Raw genomic sequence first — 21,969 nt, forward strand, 5'->3', positions numbered from 1 at the left:
GATTTGCCAATAGAACCCATAAAATTCCCCTGCCGCAGCTTTGCCCGACTGTGGCCATTATGCTAGCCTAACCTGAAGTCGCGACACGACGACGCGAGGCGAAGGACAGGCGGCTTATGCCGAAAGACCAGACAGAACCGCGGCCGCTGCGCCGCAGGCGGGCCAAAGGGCCCGGCGCGGTGGTGCTGCGCCGGACACTGGCCGCGCGTGCGACAGGGCTGGAGGGGTTGCCGCTGGTGCTGGATGCCGTCGATCTGGGCGATCATTTCCGCGTCTTTCTGGGCCATGGCACCGATACCGCGCGCTTCCTGCCTGACGGTGCGGAAGGCTGCGCGCTGCCGCTGGAAATCCGGGCGCTGTCGGGATCGGCGCTGATCGCAGCCCGGCCCGATCCGGCGGGCGGTGCCGATCTGGCGCTGACTGAAGGCGACCGGCTTGCCCTGTCCCCTTCCCCGGCGGAGCATGACCTGTTCCGCGACCTCAACACGATCTTCGGTTTCCGGCTGGAGGAAAGCGCCGCGCAACTGGCCGAGGGGCTGATCTATCATCACCGCCATCACGGGCTGCAAGCCGCGCTGATCGTCAACCGGCTGCCCGGCGCCGACCCCGAGGGGTTCGCCACGCAATTGCGTGCCGCGCTGGGGGACGTGCCGGTGACAGTGGTGCTGCTTGACTGCCCGGTGCCGCTGGGCAAGCCCGATCTGGGGCCGGAAAACCATTTGTTCCTCGCCCCCGATGCGCCGGGCAAGGACCGGATGGAACAGCCCGCGCCGGACCCCTGGCGCAGCCCGCTGGGCGAGGGCATCCTCTACGAGGCTGTCAAATGGCGGTTTCTGGCGGAGGCGCGGGCGGTGCTGACCCTGGATGTGACCGACATCCTTGCCCCTCCGCCCCCCGGCACGCCAACCGCGTTCGAGCTTTGTACCCGGTCGAAGAATGGGGTGATCCTGCTGATCGGGCACCGTATCTACCCGTGGCGGGTGCGCGCGAACCGCGAGGCGCGCTTTGGCGATCACATCTGCCGTCAGTTCGATCAGCGGCGCGGTCTCGCCCGCTGGGGTGTGGCCCCGGCACAGGCCGGGCTGGAGAACAGCTGGCGCATGGTGCGCGTCAGCTATGCCAAGCCGGAAGAAGGCGGCATCGCGCATTTCTGGCGGGCCATGGCCATCCGCGTGCCGGGCGCGCCGTCTGGTGCGCTGGCCCCCAAGACCTCGCTGATAGAGGATGAGGCTTTGCTGGCGCTGGCCGAAGGCCCGCTGGGTCATGCCCCCGTGCGTGCGCCGGTGTCGAAAGCCCGCCCCGCCCCGGCCCGTGCCGTCGAAGGCGGGCGCACCGCCATCGTCACCACGATGAAGAACGAGGGGCCCTTCATTCTGGAATGGCTGGCTTATCACCGTGCCATCGGGGTGGATGATTTCCTGATCTACACCAATGATTGCACCGACGGCACCGATACGATGCTGGAACTGCTGACCGCCAAGGGCATCGTGCAGCACCGTATCAACCCCTATGTGCCGGGGGGCGAGCTGAAGCCGCAACATGCCGCGCTGCAAGCCGCCGAGAAAGAGCCGGTGATGCAGGATTGCGGCTGGGGCATCTGCATGGATGTCGATGAATTCATCGACATCAAGATCGGTGACGGCACGCTGAAGGCGCTGTATCACGCCATGGGCGAAGCCAACATGATCTCGCTCACATGGCGGCTGTTCGGCAATGCCGAGGTGCATCGCTATGAAGACCGTTTCCTGATCGAGCAGTTCGACCGTTGCGCGCCCGAACTGATCCGCAAACCGCATCAGGCCTGGGGCTTCAAGACCCTGTTCCGCAATATCGACATCTACAAGAAGCTGGGCGTCCACCGTCCCAAGGGGCTGAAACCCGATCTGTGGTCCGAAGTGCGCTGGCTGAACGGCTCGGGTCGGCCCATGCCGCACGAGGCCTACCGCAATGCCTGGCGCTCCACCACCGACACCTATGGCTATGACTGGGTGCAGCTGAACCATTATGCCGTGCGCAGCGCCGAAAGCTTTCTGGTCAAGCGCGACCGGGGCCGGGTGAACCATGTCGACCGCGATCAGGGGCTGAACTACTGGTTCCGCATGAACCACAATCTCGACCGCGACACCTCGATCCAGCGGATGATCCCGGCGGCGCGGGCCGAATATGACCGTCTGCTGTCCGACCCCGAGATTCGCGCCGCGCATGATCATTCCGTCGCCTGCCACCGCGAGAAGATCACCGCCCTGATGCAGACGGAAAACTACCGCGCCTTTTACGCCGAACTGACCGGCCCGCGGATGGAGCGGCTCTGCCGCTTGCAGCATCATTTCGGATCGGCCGTCTTTGCTGCCGGACCGGGCGTCATCCCGCCCGACCTGCACGAACGCGACCTGCCCGCCGACTATTTCTTCACCGTGGAACACCACGGCGAAGCCGAGCATTGACAGGAGAGTATATGGGTAACGATGTCTACACGCTCATCACCACGATGAAGAACGAAGGGGCTTTTCTCGTGGAATGGGTGGCGCATCACAAGGTGCTCGGGTTCGACAATCTGGTGATCTGTCACAACGATTGCGAGGACACGACGGCGCAGATGATCAAGCGCCTGTCGAAAATGGGCCTGTGCCAGGGTCATCCCACACGCTACCGGCCCGGCCAGTCGATCCAGCGCCGTGCCCTGCGTCAGGCGCTGCAATATGATGCGGTGAAGACCGCGGACTGGATCTATGTCTGCGACGCGGACGAGTTTCTGGCCTCGCGTATCGGAGACGGCTCTGCCCGCGATCTGGTGGCAGCGGCGACGCCCGAGGTGGAGGCGATCTGCGTGCCCTGGCGGACCTTTGGCACCGGCGGGCAGAAAGAGTTCAGGCCCGGCCGCATCACCCCGCAATTCACGCAGGCCAATGCGACGACCGGACCGAAGGCCATCGAATACGCCTTTCCGAAAACCCTGTTCCGGGGCGATGTGGTGCAGCACATGCGGCGGCTGGGCGTCCACACGCCGGTGGTGAAACACGATCTGGGCCGCGAACTGCGCCGTGAGGTGCCGGGCGGCATCCCGGTCGAGCAGGGCAAGTCGATCCTGCATGTGCAGGCCGATTACTCCAGGGCGCAGGTGAACCATTACCAGTTGCGCTCGATGGACAGTTTTCTGGTCAAATCGGCGCGCGGCAAGGTGAACCACGTCAATGACAAGATGGAATTCGGCTATTGGGTGCGCAATGACACCAACGAGGAAGCCTGCGATCTGATCCGCCGCTATGACGAGGCGGTGGAGAAGTGGATGGCCGATCTGCTATCCGACCAGCGGCTCAACACGCTGCACAACCGGGCCGTCCGCTGGCACGAAAACAAGATCGCCGAACTGCACGCCGATCCCGACTTCGGCCAGATGATCGGCCGGATCGAAGGCCACCGCGCCCGCATGGCCGCCGGCGATGCGGCAGAGGTCGAGGGCAAGGCCTATGACGGCGACGCCGATGTCGGCGACGAGGACGAGGCTGACGCCGCCTGATGCGCGCGCTGGCCGTCACCTCGGTGAAGAACGAGGGCGCCTTCCTTCTGGAATGGCTCGCCCATCACCGGGCTGTGGGTTTCACCGACTTTCTGGTGTTCTCGAACGACTGCGAGGACGGCACGGATGCGATGCTCGACCGGCTGCACGCGCTGGGCTGGCTGACCCATGTGCGCAATCCCGGCCCCTGGGAGGAAGGCCCGCAATGGGCGGCGCTGAAAGCGGCGGATCGTCACCCGCTGAAGGCGCAGGCGGATTGGGTGATGTTTCTCGATGTCGATGAATTCGTGAACATCCACACGGGTGACCGCACCCTGTCTGCGCTGCTGGCGGCCCTGCCCGAGGCCACTGCGATCCCGCTCACCTGGCGGATGTTCGGCAATTGCGGCGTGATCGGACCGCTGGAGGGCCGGGTCACCGAAAGCTTTACCCACGCGGCACCTGCGGTGCTGCACTGGCCCTGGCGGGCCGCGATGTTCAAGACGCTGTTTCGCAACGACGGAACCTATCGCAAGATGGGGGTGCATCGCCCGCGCGCGCCGGATCGCGAGCGGCTGGCGTCGGCACGCTGGTTTGATGGCGCGGGACGGCCGCTGCCCCCGGCTTTTGCCACCGGGCGGGTCTTTTCCGACTTCGGACAGGACAATTACACCCTCGCGCAACTGAACCACTATGCCCTTGGAAGCATGGCAGATTATCTGGTGAAATGCGACCGGGGCCGCGCCAACCGCGCGGCAGAGCCGTTTGATATGGGCTACTGGATCGAACGGAATTTCTGCGCGGTCGAAGATCGGTCGATCCTTGCGCTCGACAGCCGGGACCTGCGTGACACACTGTTGGGTGATCCCGTGCTGGCCGGTCTTGATGCGCAGGCGCGCGACTGGCGGCGCCATCGCTTCACCACGCTGATGGAACAGGAGCCGTGGCGGGCGCTGTTCGGACGATTGCTGCTGGCCCCGCCCAGCCGGGTGCTGAGCCGTGCGGAAGCCATGCAGATCCTGCGCCATGCCCGCGCGGCGCCGGAGGTTGCGGGCGGATCTGAAAAACGGTCTGTTTCCACTTAGAGGCGAGATGTCACTTGGCTGCCCACTTGTCTGCCCGCTTTGGCCACGCGAGATTGGCATAATAAGTGGAATGACCTGAATTCTTGTGATTGGACTCCATGGCTATGACAGTGACCGCGACAGACCGCAGTGCCCGTTACGACGCTTCGGCCGCGACCAGTCACGCCGCATGGATGGCGCGTCTGGAGGAAATCACCGAGGAAGAGGGCTATTTCGAACCGCTGGGCACCCGGCATTTCGCCTTCTTCGCCGATGAGGGGCCGACGCTGCTGGTCACGTTCGAGACGCTCGAATCGATCCGCGCGCGTCCCGAGCAGATGCCAGAGGGCTGTCAGGCGGTGGCGCGCAACGGCTGGTCGCATCTTTGTGTCATCGCCGACGGCGACACCTGGTATCGCGACCCGGCGGTCTGGCGCTATTTCGACCGGCTGGTCGACGACGCCTTCTTCGAGGATTTCGACCGCGTGGTGTTCTATGGCGCCGGGATGGGCGGCTACGCGGCCTGCGCCTTCTCGGTCTGTGCCCCCGGCGCAACCGTGCTGACGATCAACCCGCGCGCCACGCTGGACCCGTCCATCGCGCCCTGGGACCGCCGTGACCTGGCGAAGCGGCGGCTCGATTTCACCTCACGCTATGGCTATGCCCCCGACATGATCGAGGGCACCGGCGAGGTTTTCGTCATCCACGATCCGCACAGCCTTGAGGATTCGATGCATGCGGCGCTGTTCACCAAGCCTTTCGTGCAAAAGCTCCGCACGCCCTGGCTTGGGGATCGGGTGCAGGACAGCCTGATCACCACTGGCATCCTGCCCGGCCTGATCGACGCGGCGGGTGAAGGGCGGCTGACCCCGGCCCTGTTCGCCCGCGAATGGCGCAAGCGCCGCGAACACGGGCCGTATCTGAAGGCCCTGCTGCACCAGACCGAAACCCGTGGTCAGACCCGGCGGTCGCTGGCGATCTGCCGGTCTGTCGCAGAACGGATGAACGCCCCGCGCTTCCGGCGGCATGTCGCCACGCTGGAGGCCCGGCTGGCGGACGGGGCGGACTGACCGCCCCGGCGCGGTTCAGAGCGTTTCGGCCAGCGCCCGCAGATCGGCGCTGCGCTGTTCGGTCAGTCGCGCGCGGCAGGAATAGATGACCATTGGCTCCGCCGAGCCGCCGTGCATCGTATAGCCTTCGGCCGCGCAGGCGGCATCGCGAAACTCGATCCAGGCGCGCTGCGCCTGTTTCAGATATTCGGCCGCCCCGCGCTGATCTGCGGGCAGGCCGGCATCCAGCGCCTGCATCCGGGCGCGCGCCTCTTTATAGGCCGCATTCAACTCGGCATCGGCGCGATTCCAGTCCTGTTCCGCGCAATAGGTCATTTCCATCTGGAAGGTCGGATTGGCACAATCGACTTCCTGCGCACTGGCGGGCACCGCCAGCAGCACCAGTAAAGCAGAGAGTTTCATGCTCATACGGCCTTTCCGTCATAGGCATAGGCACGCGCCGCCAGTTCACGCGGGTCCACCCCGTCCAGGCAATTGACGTTCACCGCCACCATTTCCGCCCCGTCCGGGCCCTTGCCGGTCGAAAAGCTCTGGATGCCGCAGGTCTTGCAGAACAGGTGATGGATGACATGCTTGTTGAACTGGTATTCGGCCAGATTGTCACCACCCCGCTCCAGCACGAAATTCGCAGCCGGGGCAAAGACCAGCACTGAGCCCAGTTTCTGACACCGCGAGCAGTTGCAGGTCACCGGCTGGTCAAGGCTCGCCTCGACATGATACCGCACCGCGCCGCACTGGCAGCCCCCTTCGTAACGCATCGCAATCTCCTCATCCGCTGCTGCCCGACTCTAGGCCCGGCGGCGGCCCCGAATCCACTGGAAAATCGGCGCCGCTTGCGGTAGCGCGAAGACATGACCCAGAGCCTCACCCTCCGCCGCCCCGATGACTGGCACCTGCACCTGCGCGATGGCGCGATGCTGCAAGGCGTGCTGCCCGAAACCGCCCGCCATTTCGGCCGCGCGATCATCATGCCGAACCTCGTACCGCCGGTGGTAACCGGCGCGCAGGCCGCCGCCTACCGCGACCGGATCCTCGCCGCCCTGCCCGAAGGCGCCGCGTTCGAGCCGCTGATGACGCTCTACCTCACGGAAGACACCGAGGCCGCCGACGTGCGTGCGGCAGCGGCAAGCGGGCTGGTGAAGGCGGTGAAGCTCTACCCCGCCGGGGCCACCACCAACAGCCATGGCGGCGTGCGCAACTTTGAGAATGTTCGCGCGGTGCTGGAAACCATGGCCGAGATCGGCCTGCCGCTTTGCGTCCATGGCGAGGTGACGACGGCAGAGGTCGACATCTTCGACCGCGAGGCGGTGTTCATCGACACGGTGCTGGACCCGCTGCGCCGTGCAACACCCGGTCTGCGCGTGGTGATGGAACATATCACCACCGAGGAAGGCGTGGCCTATGCCCGCGCGGGCGGCCCTGATCTGGGCGCGACCATCACCACCCATCACCTGATCATCAACCGCAACCACATCCTCGTGGGCGGGATCAAGCCGCATTACTACTGCCTGCCGGTGGCCAAGCGCGAAAAGCATCGGCTGGCGCTGCGCGCGGCATCCACCAGTGGCGAGGACTGCTTCTTCCTTGGCACCGACAGCGCGCCGCATGTCGATGCGTTGAAGGAACATGCCTGTGGCTGCGCCGGATGTTTTACGGCGACCAACACCATATCGATCCTCGCCCATGTGTTCGAGGAAGAGGGTGCGCTGGACCGGCTGGAGGCTTTCACCTCGCGGAACGGCCCGGCCTTCTACCGCCTGCCCGTCAATCCGGGCACGATCCGGCTGGTGAAGCACGAAACCGCCCATGCCTACCCGTCGAAGATCATCACCGAGGCAGGGCCGGTCACGGTCTTCGATCCGGGCTTCCCGCTGTTCTGGGGTGTCGCCTGACGCAAGCCCGACAGGCGCCGGGCCGGGTTCGGCGCCTGTTTCCTGACGGCGCGCAGACCGACCGGCGGTCTTTTCTTTCGGCGCAGGCTCGGCTAAGCCGCAGCCACCCCGCCCTCCCGCCGAAAGGACCGCCATGATCCCCGCCGCCTTCCCCCCGAAAGAAGAAATCGCCCGCCTCACCGCCCGCGCCTTCCTGGAAATCGGCGCGGTGCATTTCAACGCACGCGAGCCTTTCACGCTGGCCTCCGGCCTGCCTTCGCCCACCTATATCGACTGTCGCAAACTGATCTCCTATCCGCGCGTCCGGTCGATGCTGATGGATTTCATGGCCGTCACCGTGATGCGCGACGCCGGGTTCGAGGCTTTCGACAATGTGGCGGGTGGTGAAACCGCTGGCATCCCCTTTGCCGCGCTGGTGGCCGAACGTCTGGCGCTGCCGATGACCTATGTGCGGAAGAAGCCCAAGGGCTATGGCCGCAATGCCCGCATCGAGGGCGCGATGACCGAGGGCCAGCGCGTCCTGCTGGTCGAGGATCTGACCACCGATGGCGGATCGAAACTGTCCTTCGTCGATGCGATCCGCGAAACCGGCGCGACCTGCGGCTGGACCTCGGTGATCTTCTACTACGGCATCTTCAGGGAAACCGAGGAGCGGCTGGCCGAACATGGCGTACGGCTGAGCTATCTCTGCACCTGGTGGGACATGCTGACCGAGGCGCGTGCGCAGGGCAGTTTCGACGCCGAGACGCTGGCCGGGGTGGAGGAGTTCCTCAACGATCCGCGCGCCTGGCAGGAAGCGCGCAAGGGCTGAGCCGCATCGGCGGAACCACGCCGAGGCGGAACCACCGCCTGTGGGCAGATCGGGGATAAAACCGGCGCCGAATCGCGCGGCTTGCGGTTTTTCCGCCCCTCGCACCGCATCATGTGGTAGGATCAGGCTGGCGCCCCACTAGGGGGCGTCGGCGGGCCGAATCCGTCCACAGGCTTATCCCGCCACTTATGCGCCTTGCCCCACGGCCTTCCCACAGGCTATCGCAGGGGCCGGGCGCGGGGATCGGGGCACGCGCCGCACAGAAGAAACGACAGGCCAGAGGGCCGGGGCACGGGGTTCATGAACGAGATCACGGCAGTCAAATCGGCCGAGACCGAAGACACGCTTCCGCACAACATCGAAGCCGAACAACAGCTTCTGGGCGCGATCCTGACCAACAACGATGTCTATGACCGCATCGCCAGTCTGGTGAAATCGGAACATTTCTATGATCCGGTCCATGCCCGCATCTTTGAAATCGCGGCCGCCCGCATCCAGAAGAATGCGCTGGCCTCGCCGGTGACGCTGAAGGCGTTTCTGGAAGATGATGCGGGTCTGAAGGAGTTGGGTGGCCCCGCCTATCTGGTGCGCCTTGCCGGTGCCGCGATCAGCGCCTTTGCCGCACGCGACTATGCGCAGATGATCTATGACCTTGCGGTGCGGCGCGAACTGATCGGTCTGGGCCGCGACATTTCCGCCAAGGCGGCCAAGGTCGATCTGTCCTCGGAACCGCGCGAACAGATCACCGAAGCGGAACAGCGGCTGTACAAGCTGGGCGAACAGGGTGTGGCCGAACGCGGCTTCCAGTCCTTCCTGAAGGCGGTGACCGAGGCGGTGAACAGCGCCAATGCCGCCTATCAGCGCGGCGGCGGTCTGGCGGGCATTTCCACCGGCCTGATCGACCTCGACAAGAAGCTGGGCGGCCTGCATGAAAGCGACCTGATCATCCTCGCCGGGCGCCCCTCGATGGGGAAAACTTCGCTGGCCACCAACATCGCCTTCAACGTGGCCAAAGCCTATCGCCGGGGCCGCAAGACCGATGGCCAGGAAGGCGCGGTCGACGGTGGTGTCGTGGGTTTCTTCAGCCTCGAGATGAGCGCCGAGCAGTTGGCTGCGCGGATTCTCTCGGAAGCCTCGGAAGTGCCATCGGAAAAGATCCGCCGGGGCGACATGGAGGAATTCGAGTTCCGCAAATTCGTCGACGCCGCGAAAGAGCTGGAAGCCTGCCCGCTTTACATCGACGACACACCCGCCCTGCCGATCAGCCAGGTAGCCGCCCGCGCCCGCCGCCTGAAGCGGACACACGGGCTGGATGTTCTGATGATCGACTACCTTCAGCTTCTGAAAGGCTCGTCCAAAGGCTCCGAGGCGAACCGGGTGCAGGAGGTCAGCGAGATCACGCAAGGTCTGAAGGCCATTGCGAAAGAGCTGAACATCCCGGTGATTGCCCTGTCACAGCTTTCGCGTCAGGTGGAAAGCCGCGAGGACAAGCGCCCGCAATTGAGCGACCTGCGCGAATCCGGCTCCATCGAACAGGATGCCGATGTGGTGATGTTCGTGTTCCGCGAGGAATATTATCGTGAACGCGAGAAGCCCGCAGATCACGAGCTTGAGAAGATGGCCGCCTGGCAGGACATGATGTCGAAATGTCATGGCAAGGCCGAGGTCATCATCGGCAAGCAGCGTCACGGGCCGATCGGCACGGTGGAGCTGAGTTTCGAGGGCCGTTTTACCCGCTTCGGCAATCTGGAGAAGCACTGGGAGCCGCGTGGCGACGAAGGGTTCTGAGGCTCAGGCCCGCCGCCCCGCGCGGCCGCAGATTTCTTCAGGGAAATTTGCAAATCCGCTGGAACGGATCTGGTGCGCCGGGCGGCCGCCATTTCCCCTTGACCTTCCCGCCCGCCCTGTCAAAACCGCTTCATGGCTACTGCGACCCTGACCATTGACCTTGATGCCATCGCCGCCAACTGGCGCGCGCTGGACCGGATGAGTGACCCGACCACCCAGACTGCTGCGGTGGTAAAAGCCGATGCCTATGGGCTTGGCGCCAAACGCGTTGTGCGTGCGCTGGCCGAGGCCGGGGCGCGGCGGTTCTTCGTGGCCGTGGCCGAGGAAGGCGCCGCCGTGCGGCAGGCACTTGGCCCCGGACCGCAAATTTGCGTGCTGTCCGGCCATATGGCGGGCGACACCGAGATGGTGCATGACCTCGACCTGACGCCAATGCTCAATTCGGTGGAACAGATCACCCGGCATCTGGAAAGCCTGCCCGGCCATCCGTTCGGGGTGCAGCTCGATACCGGGATGAACCGTCTGGGGCTGGAAGCCCCGGAATGGGAGGCGGTGGCGGCGCTGGTGCTGGAACAGGGCCCGGAACTGGTGATGAGCCATCTGGCCTGCGCCGACGAGCCGGGCCATCCGCTGAACGAGGCGCAACTGGCCGAATTTCACGCCATGACCGACGGGATCGGCGTGCCACGCAGCCTTGCGGCGACCGGCGGCATCCTGCTGGGGCCGGATTACCATTTCGAACTGACCCGCCCCGGAGTGGGTCTGTATGGCGGCCGTCCGTGGGAAAGTGCGCAGCCTGTGGTGGCGCTGGCCCTGCCGGTCATCCAGATCCGCGAAGTCGCGGCGGGCGAGATCGTGGGCTATTCCTGCGGCTATACTGCCGAGGAGCCGCGGCTGATCGCCACCGTTGCCGCTGGCTATGCCGACGGGCTGACCCGGCGCTACTCCAATGCCGCGACGCTGTGGGATGGCGAGGTGCCCTGCCCCATCGTCGGCCGTGTTTCGATGGACCTCATCACCGTCGATGTCAGCCATCTGCGCGACATTCCCCGCACGCTGGACCTGCTGGGACCGATGCAGGGGGTGGATGATCTGGCCGATATTGCCGGGACCATCGGCTATGAAGTGCTGACATCGCTCGGGCACCGCTATACCCGCCGCTACGCAACGACCACCACGCGGGGGCAGGTGTGAGCCTTCTGTCGCCGGTTGCCGCGCTGGGGCGCGTGACGCTGGGCCTGCTGGCGCATCTGGGCCGGGTGGCGATCTTTGCCGCGCAGGTGGTCAGCCACATCTTCCGCCCGCCATGGTATCCGCGCGAGTTCTTTCATGCGCTGATGCAGATCGGCTGGTTTTCCCTGCCCGTGGTGGGCCTGACCGCCCTTTTCACCGGCGGCGCGCTGGCCTTGCAGATCTATGCCGGCGGCGCGCGCTTCAGCGCCGAGGCGGTGGTGCCCGCCATCGTGGCCATCGGCATGGTGCGCGAGCTGGGGCCGGTGCTGGGCGGTCTGATGGTGGCGGCGCGCGTCGCCTCCTCCATCGCGGCGGAAATCGGCACGATGAAGGTGACCGAACAGATTGACGCGCTGGTCACCCTGTCCACCAACCCGCTGAAATACCTTGCCGTGCCCCGCGTCGTCGCGGCCACGCTGGCGGTGCCGGTGCTGGTGGGCGTGGGCGATGCCATCGGCATCATGGGCGGCTGGCTGGTCGGGGTGAACCGGCTGCATTTCAATTCGGCCGCCTATCTGAAGAACACCATGGATTTCCTTGAGGTCTGGGACGTGTCGTCGGGCCTGTTCAAGGGCGCGGCCTTCGGATTTCTGGTGGCGCTGATGGGCTGCTATCACGGCATGCATTCGGGTCGTGGCGCGCAGGGTGTGGGGGCTGCGACCAAGGCCGCCGTGGTGTCTGCCTCGGTGCTGATCTTCGCGGCAAACTACCTGCTGACGGAGCTGTTCTTCTCATGATCGAGCTTTCCGGCGTCCACAAGACCTTCGGCAGCAACAAGGTGTTGCGCGGCGTGGATCTGACCATTGCCAGCGGCACCTCCATGGTCATCATCGGTGGCTCGGGCACCGGCAAGTCGGTGCTGCTGAAATGCATTCTCGGGCTGGTGACGCCGGATGCGGGGCAGATTACGCTGGACGGGCAGGATGTGACGCGGGGCGACCGCGATGCCTTTCTCGCGCGGTTCGGCATGTTGTTTCAGGGCGGCGCGCTGTTCGACAGCATGCGCATCTGGGAAAATGTCGCCTTCCGCCTGCTGCGCGGCACGCTGAAACGCTCCAAGACCGAGGCGCGCGAGATCGCCATTGAAAAGCTGCGCCGCGTCGGGCTTGGTCCGCATGTGGCCGACCTCTACCCCGCCGAGCTTTCGGGCGGCATGCAGAAGCGTGTCAGCCTTGCCCGCGCCATCGCAGCCGAGCCGGAGATCATCTTCTTCGACGAGCCAACCACCGGGCTGGACCCGATCATGTCGGGTGTCATCAATGATCTGATCCGCGAGATCGTGACCGAGATGGGTGCGACCGCCATGACGATCACACACGATATGTCCTCGGTCCGGGCCATCGCCGACAATGTGGCAATGCTGCATGGCGGCAAAGTACGATGGACCGGGCCTGTATCGGAAATGGACGCGACGCCAGACCCTTACGTCCAGCAATTCATCCATGGCCGCGCCGAAGGCCCCATCGAATCGCTGCGCTGAGCCAGCACTCCTCCGGCAAATTTCCCGCCCAGGTTGCGGCGCACGTTTCCGGCATGGAAACAATACATGCGATCCACTGGATTTTTCAGGCGTTTTCCGCAATCATGGCGAAAATGTGTTGCCTTTGAGGCATTGAGCGGAATTCTGGAACAAATTCGTTAACGGGGGTTTCGCATGTTCGACAGTCACGGTCCTCTGGTCCGGCAGGCCCAGGGCGTTGCGCAATCCCTCGCCTTCGGGGCCATCGTCTCGGTCACCGCTTTCCTCTGCCTTTCCAGTCTGCTGGCGGCGCTTGGCCAGATGCCATGGCCGAGCATGACACTGGCATGGGGAGATGTGCCCCTGCCCGATGCCGGCATGTGGGTGCAACTGGCGCTGACCCTCCTGATGCTCTGCATCTGCTTCTTCATCCCGGCCAATACCCGGATGCTGCGGCTGGAGAAGAGCCACCGCTCTTTCCAGATCGGGATGGAGGATGTGAAGCGCGCCTACAGCCTTGCCCATGCCGCCGACCGGACAGGCGTGTTCAGCCTGTCGAACGAGTTCGAATCCATGCGACAGCGGATGGAACTGCTGCGCAAGCACCCCGATCTGCGCCATGTTGAACCCGAACTTCTGGAACTGGCGGCGCAGATGTCCTTCCAGTCGCGCGATCTGGCCCGCGCCTATTCCGACGACAAGGTGAACCGTGCCCGCGAATTCCTGAAGGCGCGGCAGTCCGATGCCGACCTGCTGTCCGAACGCATCAAGCTGGCGCGCATGACCTGCGATGAGCTAAAGCGCTGGCTGACCGATGTGGAGGCCGAGGAACGCCGCAACCATACCCAGATTCGCCGGCTGGAGGCCGATCTGCGCGAGGTGCTGCCCTCTCTCGGCTATGATTTCGACGAACCACGCGAGGCGAATGTGGTGCCGCTGGCGCTGCACAACGGCAAGACCGACGGGCCGAAGAGCGACGGGCTGCACTGACCGCATCTTGCGGCGGGTTGCATTTGCCCCCATGGTCGCGGCCATGTCGCGCGCCCTCAACCTTGCCCTTGCCCTGCTGTTTCCGGTGTCGTGGTTCGCGCCCCTTCTGCGGGCCGGCCTGTTGCCGGTCTTCGGCCTTTCGGAAATCTCGGTCATTTCCGGTCTGCAATCGCTGTGGAAAAGCGATGCGGTTCTGGCACTTGTGGTCACTTTCTGCGCGGTCTTCGCGCCCATGATGAAGGTTCTCGGGCGGGCCCTTCGCGATTTCGGCCTGCTGGACGTGCGCGCCGAACCGGCACTGGCCGTGCTGGGAAAGCTGGCCATGGCCGATGTGTTCCTGATCGCGCTTTATGTCGTGATCGTGAAGGGCGTAGGGCTTGCCACTGTCGAGGTGGCATGGGGACTTTACCTGTTCACCGCCCTCATCCTGATCTCGCTGTTTCTACGGAGCCCGAAATGACCCGTCCCCCGCTGTCGCTGCTTGATCTGACCCGTGTGCGCGAGGATCAGGGGCCTGCACAGGCATTGCGCAATGCGGCGGGAATCGCAGCGCATGTCGAGTCGCTCGGGTTTGATCGTTACTGGGTGGCAGAGCACCACAATATGGTCGGCGTCGCCTCGGCCGCGACGCCCGTGGTTATCGCCCATGTGGGCGCCGCAACCTCGCGCATCCGCATCGGTGCCGGGGGCGTCATGCTGCCCAATCACGCGCCCTATGTGGTGGCCGAACAATTCGGCACGCTGGCGCAGCTGTTCCCCGGCCGGATCGACCTTGGCCTTGGCCGCGCGCCGGGCACCGATGGCGCGACGCTGATCCGCGCGCTGCGCCGCGACCCGCACGGGGCCGATCATTTCCCGCAGGATGTGGTGGAGCTGATGGGCTGGTTCGCCGCCGAAAACAACCTGGGCATCACCGCCGTGCCCGCCGCCGGGACCGAAGTGCAGGCCATCATCCTCGGCTCGTCGCATTTCGGCGCCATGCTGGCCGCCGAACTGGGCCTGCCCTATGCTTTCGCCTCGCATTTCGCCCCTGCGGCATTGCATGAGGCGCTGCATCTTTACCGCGCGCATTTCAAGCCCTCGGACCGGCTGAAGGCGCCGCATGCCATCGTTGCTGCCAATGTGGTCTGTGCGGAAACCGAGACCGAGGCGCGGCATCTGTTCACCACGATGCAGAAGGGCTTTCTGGGCCTGATCCGCAACAACCGCCGCTATCAGATGCCGCCCGGCGATCTGGACTGGACGCCGCGCGAAGAGGCGCATGTGGCGGCCATGCTCAGCAGCCATGCCGTCGGCACGCCGGATCAGGTGCGCGCGGGGCTGGAGGGAATCGTGGCCGCCACGCAGGCGGATGAGCTGATCCTCGTCACCGACACCTGGGATTTCGAGGCGCGCAAGCGCTCGCTGACCCTGACCGCCGAGGCGTGGTTCTGATGGCGAAAGCAACGGTCAGCTACGTCTGTTCCGCCTGCGGGGCGGCCTATACCAAATGGGCGGGCAAATGCGACGCCTGCGGGGCGTGGAACTCCATCGCCGAGGAAGCAGCCCTCTCCGCCGGACCAAAACCCACGGCGCGCGGCCGCACCATCCCCCTGACCGATCTGGCGACCGAGGAAGCCCCGCCGCCCCGCGCCCAAAGCGGCATTGGCGAGCTGGATCGCGTGCTGGGCGGCGGCCTTGTCCCCGCCTCGGCCATTCTGGTCGGTGGCGATCCGGGCATCGGCAAATCGACACTGCTTCTGCAAGCCGCCGCCAGTTTCGCCCGCAAGGGTCTGAAATGCCTGTATATCTCGGGCGAGGAAGCGGCGGCGCAGGTTCGGATGCGAGCGCAACGCCTTGGCCTGCAACAGGCGCCTGTCGGCCTTGGAGCCGAAACCAACCTGCGCGACATCCTGACCACGCTGGATACCGAACGCCCTGCGCTGGCGATCATCGATTCGATCCAGACCATGTGGCTCGATAATGTCGAAAGCGCCCCCGGATCTGTCAGCCAGGTCCGTGCCGCCGCGCATGAGTTGGTAAACTTCGCCAAACGCCGCGGCACGGCGGTGGTGATCGTGGGCCATGTGACGAAGGAAGGCGCCATCGCCGGTCCCCGTGTGCTGGAACACATGGTCGACACCGTGCTTTACTTCGAGGGCGAGCGCGGCCACCAGTTCCGCATCCTGCGCGCGGTGAAGAACCGCTTTGGTCCCGCCGATGAAATTGGTGTGTTCGAAATGGCAGGCGACGGGCTGACCGAAGTGCTGAACCCCTCGGCCCTGTTCCTGTCAGACCGCGAGGCCGCCACCCCCGGTTCCGCCGTTTTCGCCGGGATCGAGGGCACACGCCCGGTGCTGACCGAAATTCAGGCACTGGTCGCGCCCTCCAACCTCGGCACGCCGCGCCGCACGGTGGTCGGGCTTGATTCGGGGCGGCTTTCCACGATCCTCGCGGTGCTGGAGGCGCGCTGCGGCATCCCCTTCGCCGGGCTGGATGTGTTTCTCAACGTCGCGGGCGGCATGCGCGTCACAGAACCCGCCGCCGATATGGCCGTGGCCGCAGCGCTTCTGAGCGCGCGCGAGGATGTGGCAATTCCGCCCGACATGGTGCTTTTCGGGGAAATCTCGCTGTCAGGTGCCCTGCGCCCGGTGGGCCAGACCGAAAACAGGTTGAAAGAAGCGGCGAAACTTGGTTTTTCACAGGCGACACTGCCCGCCCGGTCGAAATCCGGGCAGGCCGAGGGAATGCGCCTGCGCGAGATGGCCGATCTGACGGCGCTTGTCGGCGAAATGTTCGGGGCGGGATAAGCCCCGAGGGGAGACGGGAATGGAAGGTTTCACCATCATTGACGGCGTGGTGGCCGGGGTCATCGTGCTGTCGGCGATCCTCGCCTATTCGCGCGGCCTGATCCGCGAGGCCATGGCCATCCTTGGCTGGATTGGCGCGGCGCTGCTGGCCTATCTGTTTGCCGCCGAGGCACAACCGCTGGTCAAGGAACTGCCGGTCGTCGGCCAGATGCTGGCGGACAGCTGCGAACTTTCGGTCATCGCCGCCTTCGCCGCCGTCTTCGCCGTTGGCCTTGTGGTCGCCGCGATCTTCACGCCGCTGCTGTCGGGCTGGGTGAACCAGACGATGCTGGGCGGCCTTGACCAGGGCCTCGGTTTCCTGTTCGGCGTGGTGCGGGGTGTCGTGCTGGTCGCCATCGCCTTCATCGTCTACGACCGCGCGGTGGCCTCCAATTCCATCCCCATGGTCGACAACTCGCGCTCGGCCAAGGTCTTTGCCTCGTTCCAGGGCAATATCGACGATCAGATCCCCTCGGACGCGCCGGGCTGGATCGTCAGCAAATACGAAGGGCTGGTGAGTATCTGTGCGGCACCGGCGGAACCCGCCGCGCCAGAGGCCCCGGCGACGAACAACTGAATGTGTAAGGGGCGTGACACTCACGCCCCTTCGCATTACATGGGGCGCGAAAGCCCCCCTCGGATTCGGAGAGCCACCATGCGCGCCATCCCCGGCACCCCTTTCGACCCCGTCGAGGACGGCGACAAGCTCAAGGAAGAATGCGGCGTCTTCGGCGTGACCGGCGTCAGCGATGCCGCGAATTTCGTGGCGCTCGGCCTGCATGCCCTGCAACATCGCGGGCAGGAGGCCGGTGGCATCGTCACCTATGACCCGGAACAGGGCTTCAACTCGGCCCGTCGCTTCGGCTATGTGCGCGATAACTTCACCCGCGCTGATGTCATGGCCACCCTGCCCGGCGCCATAGGCATCGGCCATGTGCGCTATTCCACCGCCGGGTCGAAAGGCGCGACCGCGATCCGCGATGTGCAGCCCTTCTTTGGCGAATTTTCCATGGGCGGCGCGGCCATCGCGCATAACGGCAACCTGACCAATGCCGCGCAGCTGCGCAAGGAACTGATCGAGCGCGGCTCCATCTTCCAGTCTTCCTCGGACAGCGAATGCATCATTCACCTGATGGCGCGCTCGATCCAGAAGAACATCGCCGAACGCATCAAGGATGCGCTGCGCCGGGTGGAGGGCGCCTTCTCGGTGGTCGCCATGACGCGGACCAAGCTGATCGGCGTGCGCGACCCGCATGGCGTGCGCCCGCTGGTGCTGGGCCGGATCGGCGACAGCGGCTGGGCCCTCTCGTCCGAAACCTGCGCGCTTGACATCATCGGCGCCGAGTTCGTGCGCGAGATCGAGCCGGGTGAGATGGTGGTGATCGAGGGCAACAAGGTCGAAAGCACCCGCCCCTTCAATCAGGCCCCCTCGCGCTTCTGCATCTTCGAACAGGTGTATTTCTCGCGCCCCGATTCGATCCTGCAAGGCCGCTCGGTTTATGAAACCCGCCGCCAGATCGGCGTGGAGCTGGCCAAGGAAGCCCCGGTCGAGGCCGATCTGGTCTGCCCGGTCCCGGACAGCGGCACCCCCGCCGCCATCGGCTATTCGCAGCAATCCGGCATCCCCTACGCCATGGGGATCATCCGCAATCAATACATGGGCCGGACCTTCATCGAGCCGACGGACGCCATCCGCAACATGGGTGTGCGGCTGAAGCTGAACGTGAACCGCGCCCTGATCCGGGGCAAGCGGGTGATCCTTGTGGACGATTCGGTGGTGCGCGGCACCACCTCGCGCAAGATCAAGGACATGATCCTCGACGCAGGCGCCGCCGAGGTGCATTTCCGCATCGCCTCGCCGCCGACCGCCTGGCCGTGCTTCTACGGTGTCGACACGCCCGAGCGTTCGAAGCTCCTTGCCGCCACCATGACGGAAGACGAGATGCGCGACTGGATCGGCGTCGACAGCCTGAAGTTCATCTCGCTCGACGGGCTTTATCGCGCGGCGGGCGAGGCCGCGGGCCGCGATCCGAAATCGCCGAAATTCTGCGACGCCTGTTTCTCGGGCGAATATCCCATAGCCCCTTCGGACAAGATCGCCGAAGGCTTCGAGATGAAGGCCGCCGAATAAGACCTGCGCGGCCGCGTCGCAGCCGCCGCTCTTGTCCTTTCATCTTGGCTCAAATATCCCACGGGCGTCCGGGGGTGTGAAACCCCCGGGGGCAAACACATTCCCCCGGCTGGAGGTCACCCCGATGAGCCAACGCATCGCAATCGTCACCGGCGCCTCGCGCGGCCTCGGCGCCGCCATCGCCGAGGAACTGGCCTGCCGGGGCTGGCATGTCGTCGCCGTGGCCCGCACCACCGGCGGGCTGGAAGAGGTGGATGACCGGGTGAAAGCCGCCCGCCAGCCCGGCGCGGGCGAGCTGACCCTTGCCCCCATGGACATCACCAATGACGACGCCATGGCCCATCTCTGCCGCGCGGTCTATGACCGCTGGGGCCATGCCGATCTCTGGGTCCATACCGCCATCCATGCGGCCCCGCTGGCCCCGGCGAACTTCCTTGATGTGAAGGACTGGGACAAATCCATCGCCACCAATGTGCGGGCGACCGGCGTTCTGATTCCGATGATGGAGCCGCTGCTGCGCGGCTCCGACCGGGCAACGGCGCTGTTCCTTGACGATCCGCATGGCGGCGAGATGTATTACGGCGCTTATGGTGCCACCAAGGCAGCGCAGATCGCGCTGGCGCGGTCCTGGCAGGCCGAGGCCGCCAAGGTCGGGCCGCGCGTGCTGATCGAAACGCCCGCACCGATGGCCACCGCCACCCGCGCGCGTTTCCACCCCGGCGAGGACCGCAGCCCGCTGGCCGATGTGCGGGCCGAGGCGGCGCGTCTGGTCGCGCTGATCTGACCGTAGTGCCCTCGGAAACCGCAGAGCGGGGGCTGTCTGCCCCCGTCGCCTGCGGCGACTCCCCCGAGGATATTTTCAGACAGAAAATGCCTATTCCAGCCGAGCCGGGAAGCCTTCGGCGCGCAGGTCGGTGCCCAGCAGATCTTCCAGCAGCTTGACGATCTGCGACGATTGCGCGCTGCCGCCATAGGCGGCCTTGCCCTTCAGGAAGGTCTGGTTCACCAGCGAGGCCAGATCCAGCGGCACGCCAAATTCGCGGCCGAAGCCCATGGCAAAGCCCAGATCCTTCAGCGCCAGATCCATGGTGAAGGCGATGTCATAGCTGCCGTTCAGGATCAGCTGGCCCTCGGTCTCATGCACGAAACTGTTGCCGGATGAGGCCCGGATCGCCTCCCACGCGGTTTTCAGGTCCAGCCCGCCGCGTTTGGCCAGCATCAGCGCCTCGCCATCGGCGACCAGATGGATGAAAGCCAGCATATTGGTGATGACCTTGATCACCGCCGCGCTGCCCAGCGGCCCCATGTGGAAATGCTGCCCGCCGATGGCATCCAGCGCAGGCTTGTGCGTCTCGTAAAGCGCAGGCTCGCCCCCCACCAGAACGGTGATCTGGCCGCGCGCCGCCAGATGCACGCCGCCGGTGACCGGCGCCTCCAGCATGGCGACGCCCTGGTCCGCCGCCAGCTGGCCCAGCCGCAGCACATCGTCGCGGCCGAGCGTGGAATTCTCGATCCAGTGCGCGCCGGGTTTCATCACGGGCAGGATCTGCGCCAGCACGGTCTCGCTGATCTGCGGCGAGGGCAGGCAGGTGAAAACGTGATCCACCTCTGCCGCCAGTTCCGCCGCCGAGGTGGCCACCCGCGCGCCCATCGCGCGGTGGCGTTCGGACAGCGCCGGGTTACGGTCGTAGACCGTCACATCGAAGCCCGCGCCGATCAGGCTGGCCGCAAGATGCCCGCCCAGATTGCCCAGTCCGACATAACCGTAGCGCATCATGCCTCTCCGTATCCGACCAGCGCCTTGACCTCGCAGAAGTCATGGATGCCCCAGCCCGCATATTCGCGGCCATTGCCCGATTGCTTGTAGCCGCCGAAGGGCGCGAACGTGTCCCAGTCGGGGTAGTTGAGGCTCACCTGCCCTGCCCGCAGCCGCCGCCCAACAGCGCGCGCCTCGGCCTCGGGCCCCTGCACATAGGCGGCAAGGCCATAGGGCGTGTCATTGGCCATGGCGACGGCCTCATCCACCGTATCATAGGGCAGAATGGCCAGCACCGGGCCAAAGATCTCCTCGCGCGCGATGGTCATGTCATTGGTGACATTGCCAAAGATCGTCGGCCGGGCAAACCAGCCGCGATTGACACCCTCGGGCCGCCCCGGCCCGCCGCAGACCAGCGTGGCACCTTCGGCGATGCCCTTTTCGATCAGCGCCTGCACCTTGTCGAATTGCATGCGGCTGACCAGCGGCCCCATCGTGGTGGCACTGTCGCGCGGGTCGCCGACGACAACGGCCGCCGCCGCCCCCGCCGCGATCTCCAGCGCCGCGTCATGCTGCACGCGCGGCACGAACATCCGGGTCGGTGCGTCGCAGCTTTGTCCGGTATTGCCAAAGCAGCCCTCGACCCCACCGCTGACCGCCGCCGCCAGATCGGCGCCGGGCAGGATGATATTGGCCGATTTGCCGCCGAGTTCCTGCGCCACGCGTTTCACCGTGGGCGCCGCCGCCGCCGCGACAGCCGTGCCCGCGCGCGTGGACCCCGTGAAGCTGACCATATCCACCTCGGGGTGGCTGCTCATCCGCGCACCGACCACCGGGCCGTTGCCGTTCACCATGTTGAACACGCCCTTCGGCACGCCCGCCTCGTGGCAGATCTCGGCAAACAGCGTGCCAGACAGCGGTGCGATTTCCGAGGGCTTCAACACCATGGTGCAACCGGCGATCAGCGCGGGCGCCACCTTGCAGGCGATCTGGTTCATCGGCCAGTTCCACGGCGTGATCAGCGCGCAGACCCCGATGCCTTCGTAAATGATCCGCGTATTGCCGCGCGAATATTCCCAGACCATTTCCTCGGCGGCGGTGATGGTGCTTTCGATATGCACCTGCCCCGCCCAGGCCTGCGCGCCGCGCGCCCATTCGATCGGCGCGCCCATCTCAAGGCTCATCGCCTGCGCGAAATCCTCGTAGCGGCTGTTGTAGACCTCCAGCACGCGGCGAACCAAAGCAATACGATCCGCCAGCGGCGTGGCGGTATAGCTGTCGAAAGCTGCGCGCGCGGCCAGAATGGCACGGTCGGCATCCGCCTCGGAGCCCAGCGCCACCTCGGCCACGATCTCTTCGGTCGCCGGGTTTTCCACCCCGATACGCTCGCCCCCCAGAGGGTCGACCCATGCACCGTCGATATAGAATTTCAGCAGGTTCGCAGGGATCAT

Annotated in this window: 21 protein-coding genes; 17 read left to right on the top strand and 4 right to left on the bottom strand. The window is 65.4% G+C overall.

Going from position 1 to position 21,969, the window contains the following annotated elements; genetic code table 11:
• Positions 1–116: 116 nt before the first annotated feature.
• The 4 genes from AO684_RS13220 to AO684_RS13235 all read left to right on the top strand — a co-directional run bounded on the left by AO684_RS13220 (position 117) and on the right by AO684_RS13235 (position 5,630).
• Positions 117–2,444 (top strand): glycosyltransferase family 2 protein, encoded by a 2,328-nt coding sequence (locus AO684_RS13220; protein WP_082400975.1) that lies wholly within the window; start codon positions 117–119, stop codon positions 2,442–2,444.
• An 11-nt stretch (positions 2,445–2,455) separates the two neighbouring features.
• Complete coding sequence (locus AO684_RS13225; RefSeq protein ID WP_054303218.1) at positions 2,456–3,517, top strand: glycosyltransferase family 2 protein; 1,062 nt, start codon at positions 2,456–2,458, stop codon at positions 3,515–3,517.
• Positions 3,517–4,581, top strand: a complete 1,065-nt coding sequence (locus tag AO684_RS13230) for a glycosyltransferase family 2 protein (protein WP_054303219.1) — start codon at positions 3,517–3,519, stop codon at positions 4,579–4,581. The genes AO684_RS13225 and AO684_RS13230 overlap by 1 nt, the downstream gene beginning before the upstream one ends.
• 98 nt (positions 4,582–4,679) lie before the next feature.
• On the top strand, positions 4,680–5,630 hold the full coding sequence (locus AO684_RS13235) for a phosphoadenosine phosphosulfate reductase (protein WP_229825170.1): 951 nt from the start codon (positions 4,680–4,682) through the stop codon (positions 5,628–5,630).
• A 15-nt stretch (positions 5,631–5,645) separates the two neighbouring features.
• On the opposite strand, the gene AO684_RS13240 is transcribed toward AO684_RS13235, so the two are convergent.
• Entirely contained in the window at positions 5,646–6,038 is a 393-nt protein-coding gene (locus tag AO684_RS13240) for a lysozyme inhibitor LprI family protein (protein ID WP_054303220.1), read from the bottom strand.
• On the bottom strand, positions 6,035–6,388 hold the full coding sequence (locus AO684_RS13245) for a GFA family protein (RefSeq protein WP_054303221.1): 354 nt from the start codon (positions 6,386–6,388) through the stop codon (positions 6,035–6,037). Before AO684_RS13245 ends, AO684_RS13240 begins: the two co-directional genes overlap by 4 nt.
• 93 nt (positions 6,389–6,481) lie before the next feature.
• Here AO684_RS13245 and pyrC point away from each other — a divergent pair, with 93 nt between their 5' ends.
• From pyrC to AO684_RS13310, 13 genes are all read left to right on the top strand, one after another.
• Positions 6,482–7,522 carry a dihydroorotase gene (gene pyrC, locus AO684_RS13250; RefSeq protein ID WP_054303222.1) on the top strand — a complete coding sequence of 347 codons (1,041 nt, stop codon included), beginning with the start codon at positions 6,482–6,484 and terminating at the stop codon, positions 7,520–7,522.
• A gap of 133 nt (positions 7,523–7,655) precedes the next feature.
• Positions 7,656–8,333 (top strand): orotate phosphoribosyltransferase, encoded by a 678-nt coding sequence (locus AO684_RS13255; RefSeq protein ID WP_054303223.1) that lies wholly within the window; start codon positions 7,656–7,658, stop codon positions 8,331–8,333.
• 300 nt (positions 8,334–8,633) lie between these two features.
• A complete protein-coding gene (locus tag AO684_RS13260; RefSeq protein ID WP_054303224.1) occupies positions 8,634–10,121 on the top strand; it encodes a replicative DNA helicase in 1,488 nt (495 codons plus the stop codon).
• A gap of 132 nt (positions 10,122–10,253) precedes the next feature.
• On the top strand, positions 10,254–11,315 hold the full coding sequence (gene alr / locus AO684_RS13265) for an alanine racemase (protein WP_054303225.1): 1,062 nt from the start codon (positions 10,254–10,256) through the stop codon (positions 11,313–11,315).
• 5 nt (positions 11,316–11,320) lie between these two features.
• Positions 11,321–12,091, top strand: a complete 771-nt coding sequence (locus AO684_RS13270) for an MlaE family ABC transporter permease (RefSeq protein WP_369814594.1) — start codon at positions 11,321–11,323, stop codon at positions 12,089–12,091.
• Positions 12,088–12,834, top strand: coding sequence for an ABC transporter ATP-binding protein (locus tag AO684_RS13275; protein ID WP_054303227.1), 747 nt, complete (start codon positions 12,088–12,090; stop codon positions 12,832–12,834). Before AO684_RS13270 ends, AO684_RS13275 begins: the two co-directional genes overlap by 4 nt.
• Before the next feature lie 174 nt (positions 12,835–13,008).
• Entirely contained in the window at positions 13,009–13,803 is a 795-nt protein-coding gene (locus AO684_RS13280) for a hypothetical protein (RefSeq protein ID WP_054303228.1), read from the top strand.
• A gap of 43 nt (positions 13,804–13,846) precedes the next feature.
• Positions 13,847–14,263, top strand: coding sequence for a paraquat-inducible protein A (locus tag AO684_RS13285; protein ID WP_054303266.1), 417 nt, complete (start codon positions 13,847–13,849; stop codon positions 14,261–14,263).
• Positions 14,260–15,237 (top strand): LLM class flavin-dependent oxidoreductase, encoded by a 978-nt coding sequence (locus AO684_RS13290; protein ID WP_054303229.1) that lies wholly within the window; start codon positions 14,260–14,262, stop codon positions 15,235–15,237. The genes AO684_RS13285 and AO684_RS13290 overlap by 4 nt, the downstream gene beginning before the upstream one ends.
• Positions 15,237–16,592: a DNA repair protein RadA gene (gene radA / locus AO684_RS13295; RefSeq protein WP_054303230.1), complete on the top strand. Its 1,356-nt coding sequence runs from the start codon at positions 15,237–15,239 to the stop codon at positions 16,590–16,592. The genes AO684_RS13290 and radA overlap by 1 nt, the downstream gene beginning before the upstream one ends.
• A gap of 19 nt (positions 16,593–16,611) precedes the next feature.
• Positions 16,612–17,208 (top strand): CvpA family protein, encoded by a 597-nt coding sequence (locus AO684_RS13300; protein WP_054303231.1) that lies wholly within the window; start codon positions 16,612–16,614, stop codon positions 17,206–17,208.
• 78 nt (positions 17,209–17,286) lie between these two features.
• The gene (purF, locus tag AO684_RS13305) at positions 17,287–18,762 is read left to right on the top strand and encodes an amidophosphoribosyltransferase (RefSeq protein ID WP_054303232.1); all 1,476 of its coding nucleotides are present in this window, start codon (positions 17,287–17,289) and stop codon (positions 18,760–18,762) included.
• Between the two features lie 124 nt (positions 18,763–18,886).
• Positions 18,887–19,546 carry an SDR family oxidoreductase gene (locus tag AO684_RS13310; RefSeq protein WP_054303233.1) on the top strand — a complete coding sequence of 220 codons (660 nt, stop codon included), beginning with the start codon at positions 18,887–18,889 and terminating at the stop codon, positions 19,544–19,546.
• Between the two features lie 90 nt (positions 19,547–19,636).
• Here AO684_RS13310 and AO684_RS13315 read toward each other — a convergent pair whose 3' ends face one another.
• Both AO684_RS13315 and AO684_RS13320 read right to left on the bottom strand, forming a co-directional pair.
• Positions 19,637–20,536 carry an NAD(P)-dependent oxidoreductase gene (locus AO684_RS13315; RefSeq protein WP_054303234.1) on the bottom strand — a complete coding sequence of 300 codons (900 nt, stop codon included), beginning with the start codon at positions 20,534–20,536 and terminating at the stop codon, positions 19,637–19,639.
• Positions 20,536–21,969, bottom strand: a complete 1,434-nt coding sequence (locus tag AO684_RS13320) for an aldehyde dehydrogenase family protein (RefSeq protein WP_054303235.1) — start codon at positions 21,967–21,969, stop codon at positions 20,536–20,538. The genes AO684_RS13315 and AO684_RS13320 overlap by 1 nt, the downstream gene beginning before the upstream one ends.

Source organism: Gemmobacter sp. LW-1 (assembly GCF_001303875.1).
GTDB lineage: Bacteria > Pseudomonadota > Alphaproteobacteria > Rhodobacterales > Rhodobacteraceae > Gemmobacter > Gemmobacter caeni.

Coding starts and splice junctions, on each gene's coding strand:
- AO684_RS13225 (WP_054303218.1), top strand. CDS start 2,456: ATGGGTAACGATGTCTACACGCTCATCACCACGATGAAGAACGAAGGG.
- alr (WP_054303225.1), top strand. CDS start 10,254: ATGGCTACTGCGACCCTGACCATTGACCTTGATGCCATCGCCGCCAAC.
- AO684_RS13285 (WP_054303266.1), top strand. CDS start 13,847: ATGTCGCGCGCCCTCAACCTTGCCCTTGCCCTGCTGTTTCCGGTGTCG.
- AO684_RS13260 (WP_054303224.1), top strand. CDS start 8,634: ATGAACGAGATCACGGCAGTCAAATCGGCCGAGACCGAAGACACGCTT.
- AO684_RS13230 (WP_054303219.1), top strand. CDS start 3,517: ATGCGCGCGCTGGCCGTCACCTCGGTGAAGAACGAGGGCGCCTTCCTT.
- pyrC (WP_054303222.1), top strand. CDS start 6,482: ATGACCCAGAGCCTCACCCTCCGCCGCCCCGATGACTGGCACCTGCAC.
- AO684_RS13300 (WP_054303231.1), top strand. CDS start 16,612: ATGGAAGGTTTCACCATCATTGACGGCGTGGTGGCCGGGGTCATCGTG.
- AO684_RS13310 (WP_054303233.1), top strand. CDS start 18,887: ATGAGCCAACGCATCGCAATCGTCACCGGCGCCTCGCGCGGCCTCGGC.
- AO684_RS13290 (WP_054303229.1), top strand. CDS start 14,260: ATGACCCGTCCCCCGCTGTCGCTGCTTGATCTGACCCGTGTGCGCGAG.
- AO684_RS13255 (WP_054303223.1), top strand. CDS start 7,656: ATGATCCCCGCCGCCTTCCCCCCGAAAGAAGAAATCGCCCGCCTCACC.
- AO684_RS13245 (WP_054303221.1), bottom strand. CDS start 6,388: ATGCGTTACGAAGGGGGCTGCCAGTGCGGCGCGGTGCGGTATCATGTC.
- AO684_RS13280 (WP_054303228.1), top strand. CDS start 13,009: ATGTTCGACAGTCACGGTCCTCTGGTCCGGCAGGCCCAGGGCGTTGCG.
- AO684_RS13315 (WP_054303234.1), bottom strand. CDS start 20,536: ATGCGCTACGGTTATGTCGGACTGGGCAATCTGGGCGGGCATCTTGCG.
- radA (WP_054303230.1), top strand. CDS start 15,237: ATGGCGAAAGCAACGGTCAGCTACGTCTGTTCCGCCTGCGGGGCGGCC.
- AO684_RS13220 (WP_082400975.1), top strand. CDS start 117: ATGCCGAAAGACCAGACAGAACCGCGGCCGCTGCGCCGCAGGCGGGCC.
- AO684_RS13320 (WP_054303235.1), bottom strand. CDS start 21,969: ATGATCCCTGCGAACCTGCTGAAATTCTATATCGACGGTGCATGGGTC.
- purF (WP_054303232.1), top strand. CDS start 17,287: ATGCGCGCCATCCCCGGCACCCCTTTCGACCCCGTCGAGGACGGCGAC.
- AO684_RS13240 (WP_054303220.1), bottom strand. CDS start 6,038: ATGAGCATGAAACTCTCTGCTTTACTGGTGCTGCTGGCGGTGCCCGCC.
- AO684_RS13275 (WP_054303227.1), top strand. CDS start 12,088: ATGATCGAGCTTTCCGGCGTCCACAAGACCTTCGGCAGCAACAAGGTG.
- AO684_RS13235 (WP_229825170.1), top strand. CDS start 4,680: ATGGCTATGACAGTGACCGCGACAGACCGCAGTGCCCGTTACGACGCT.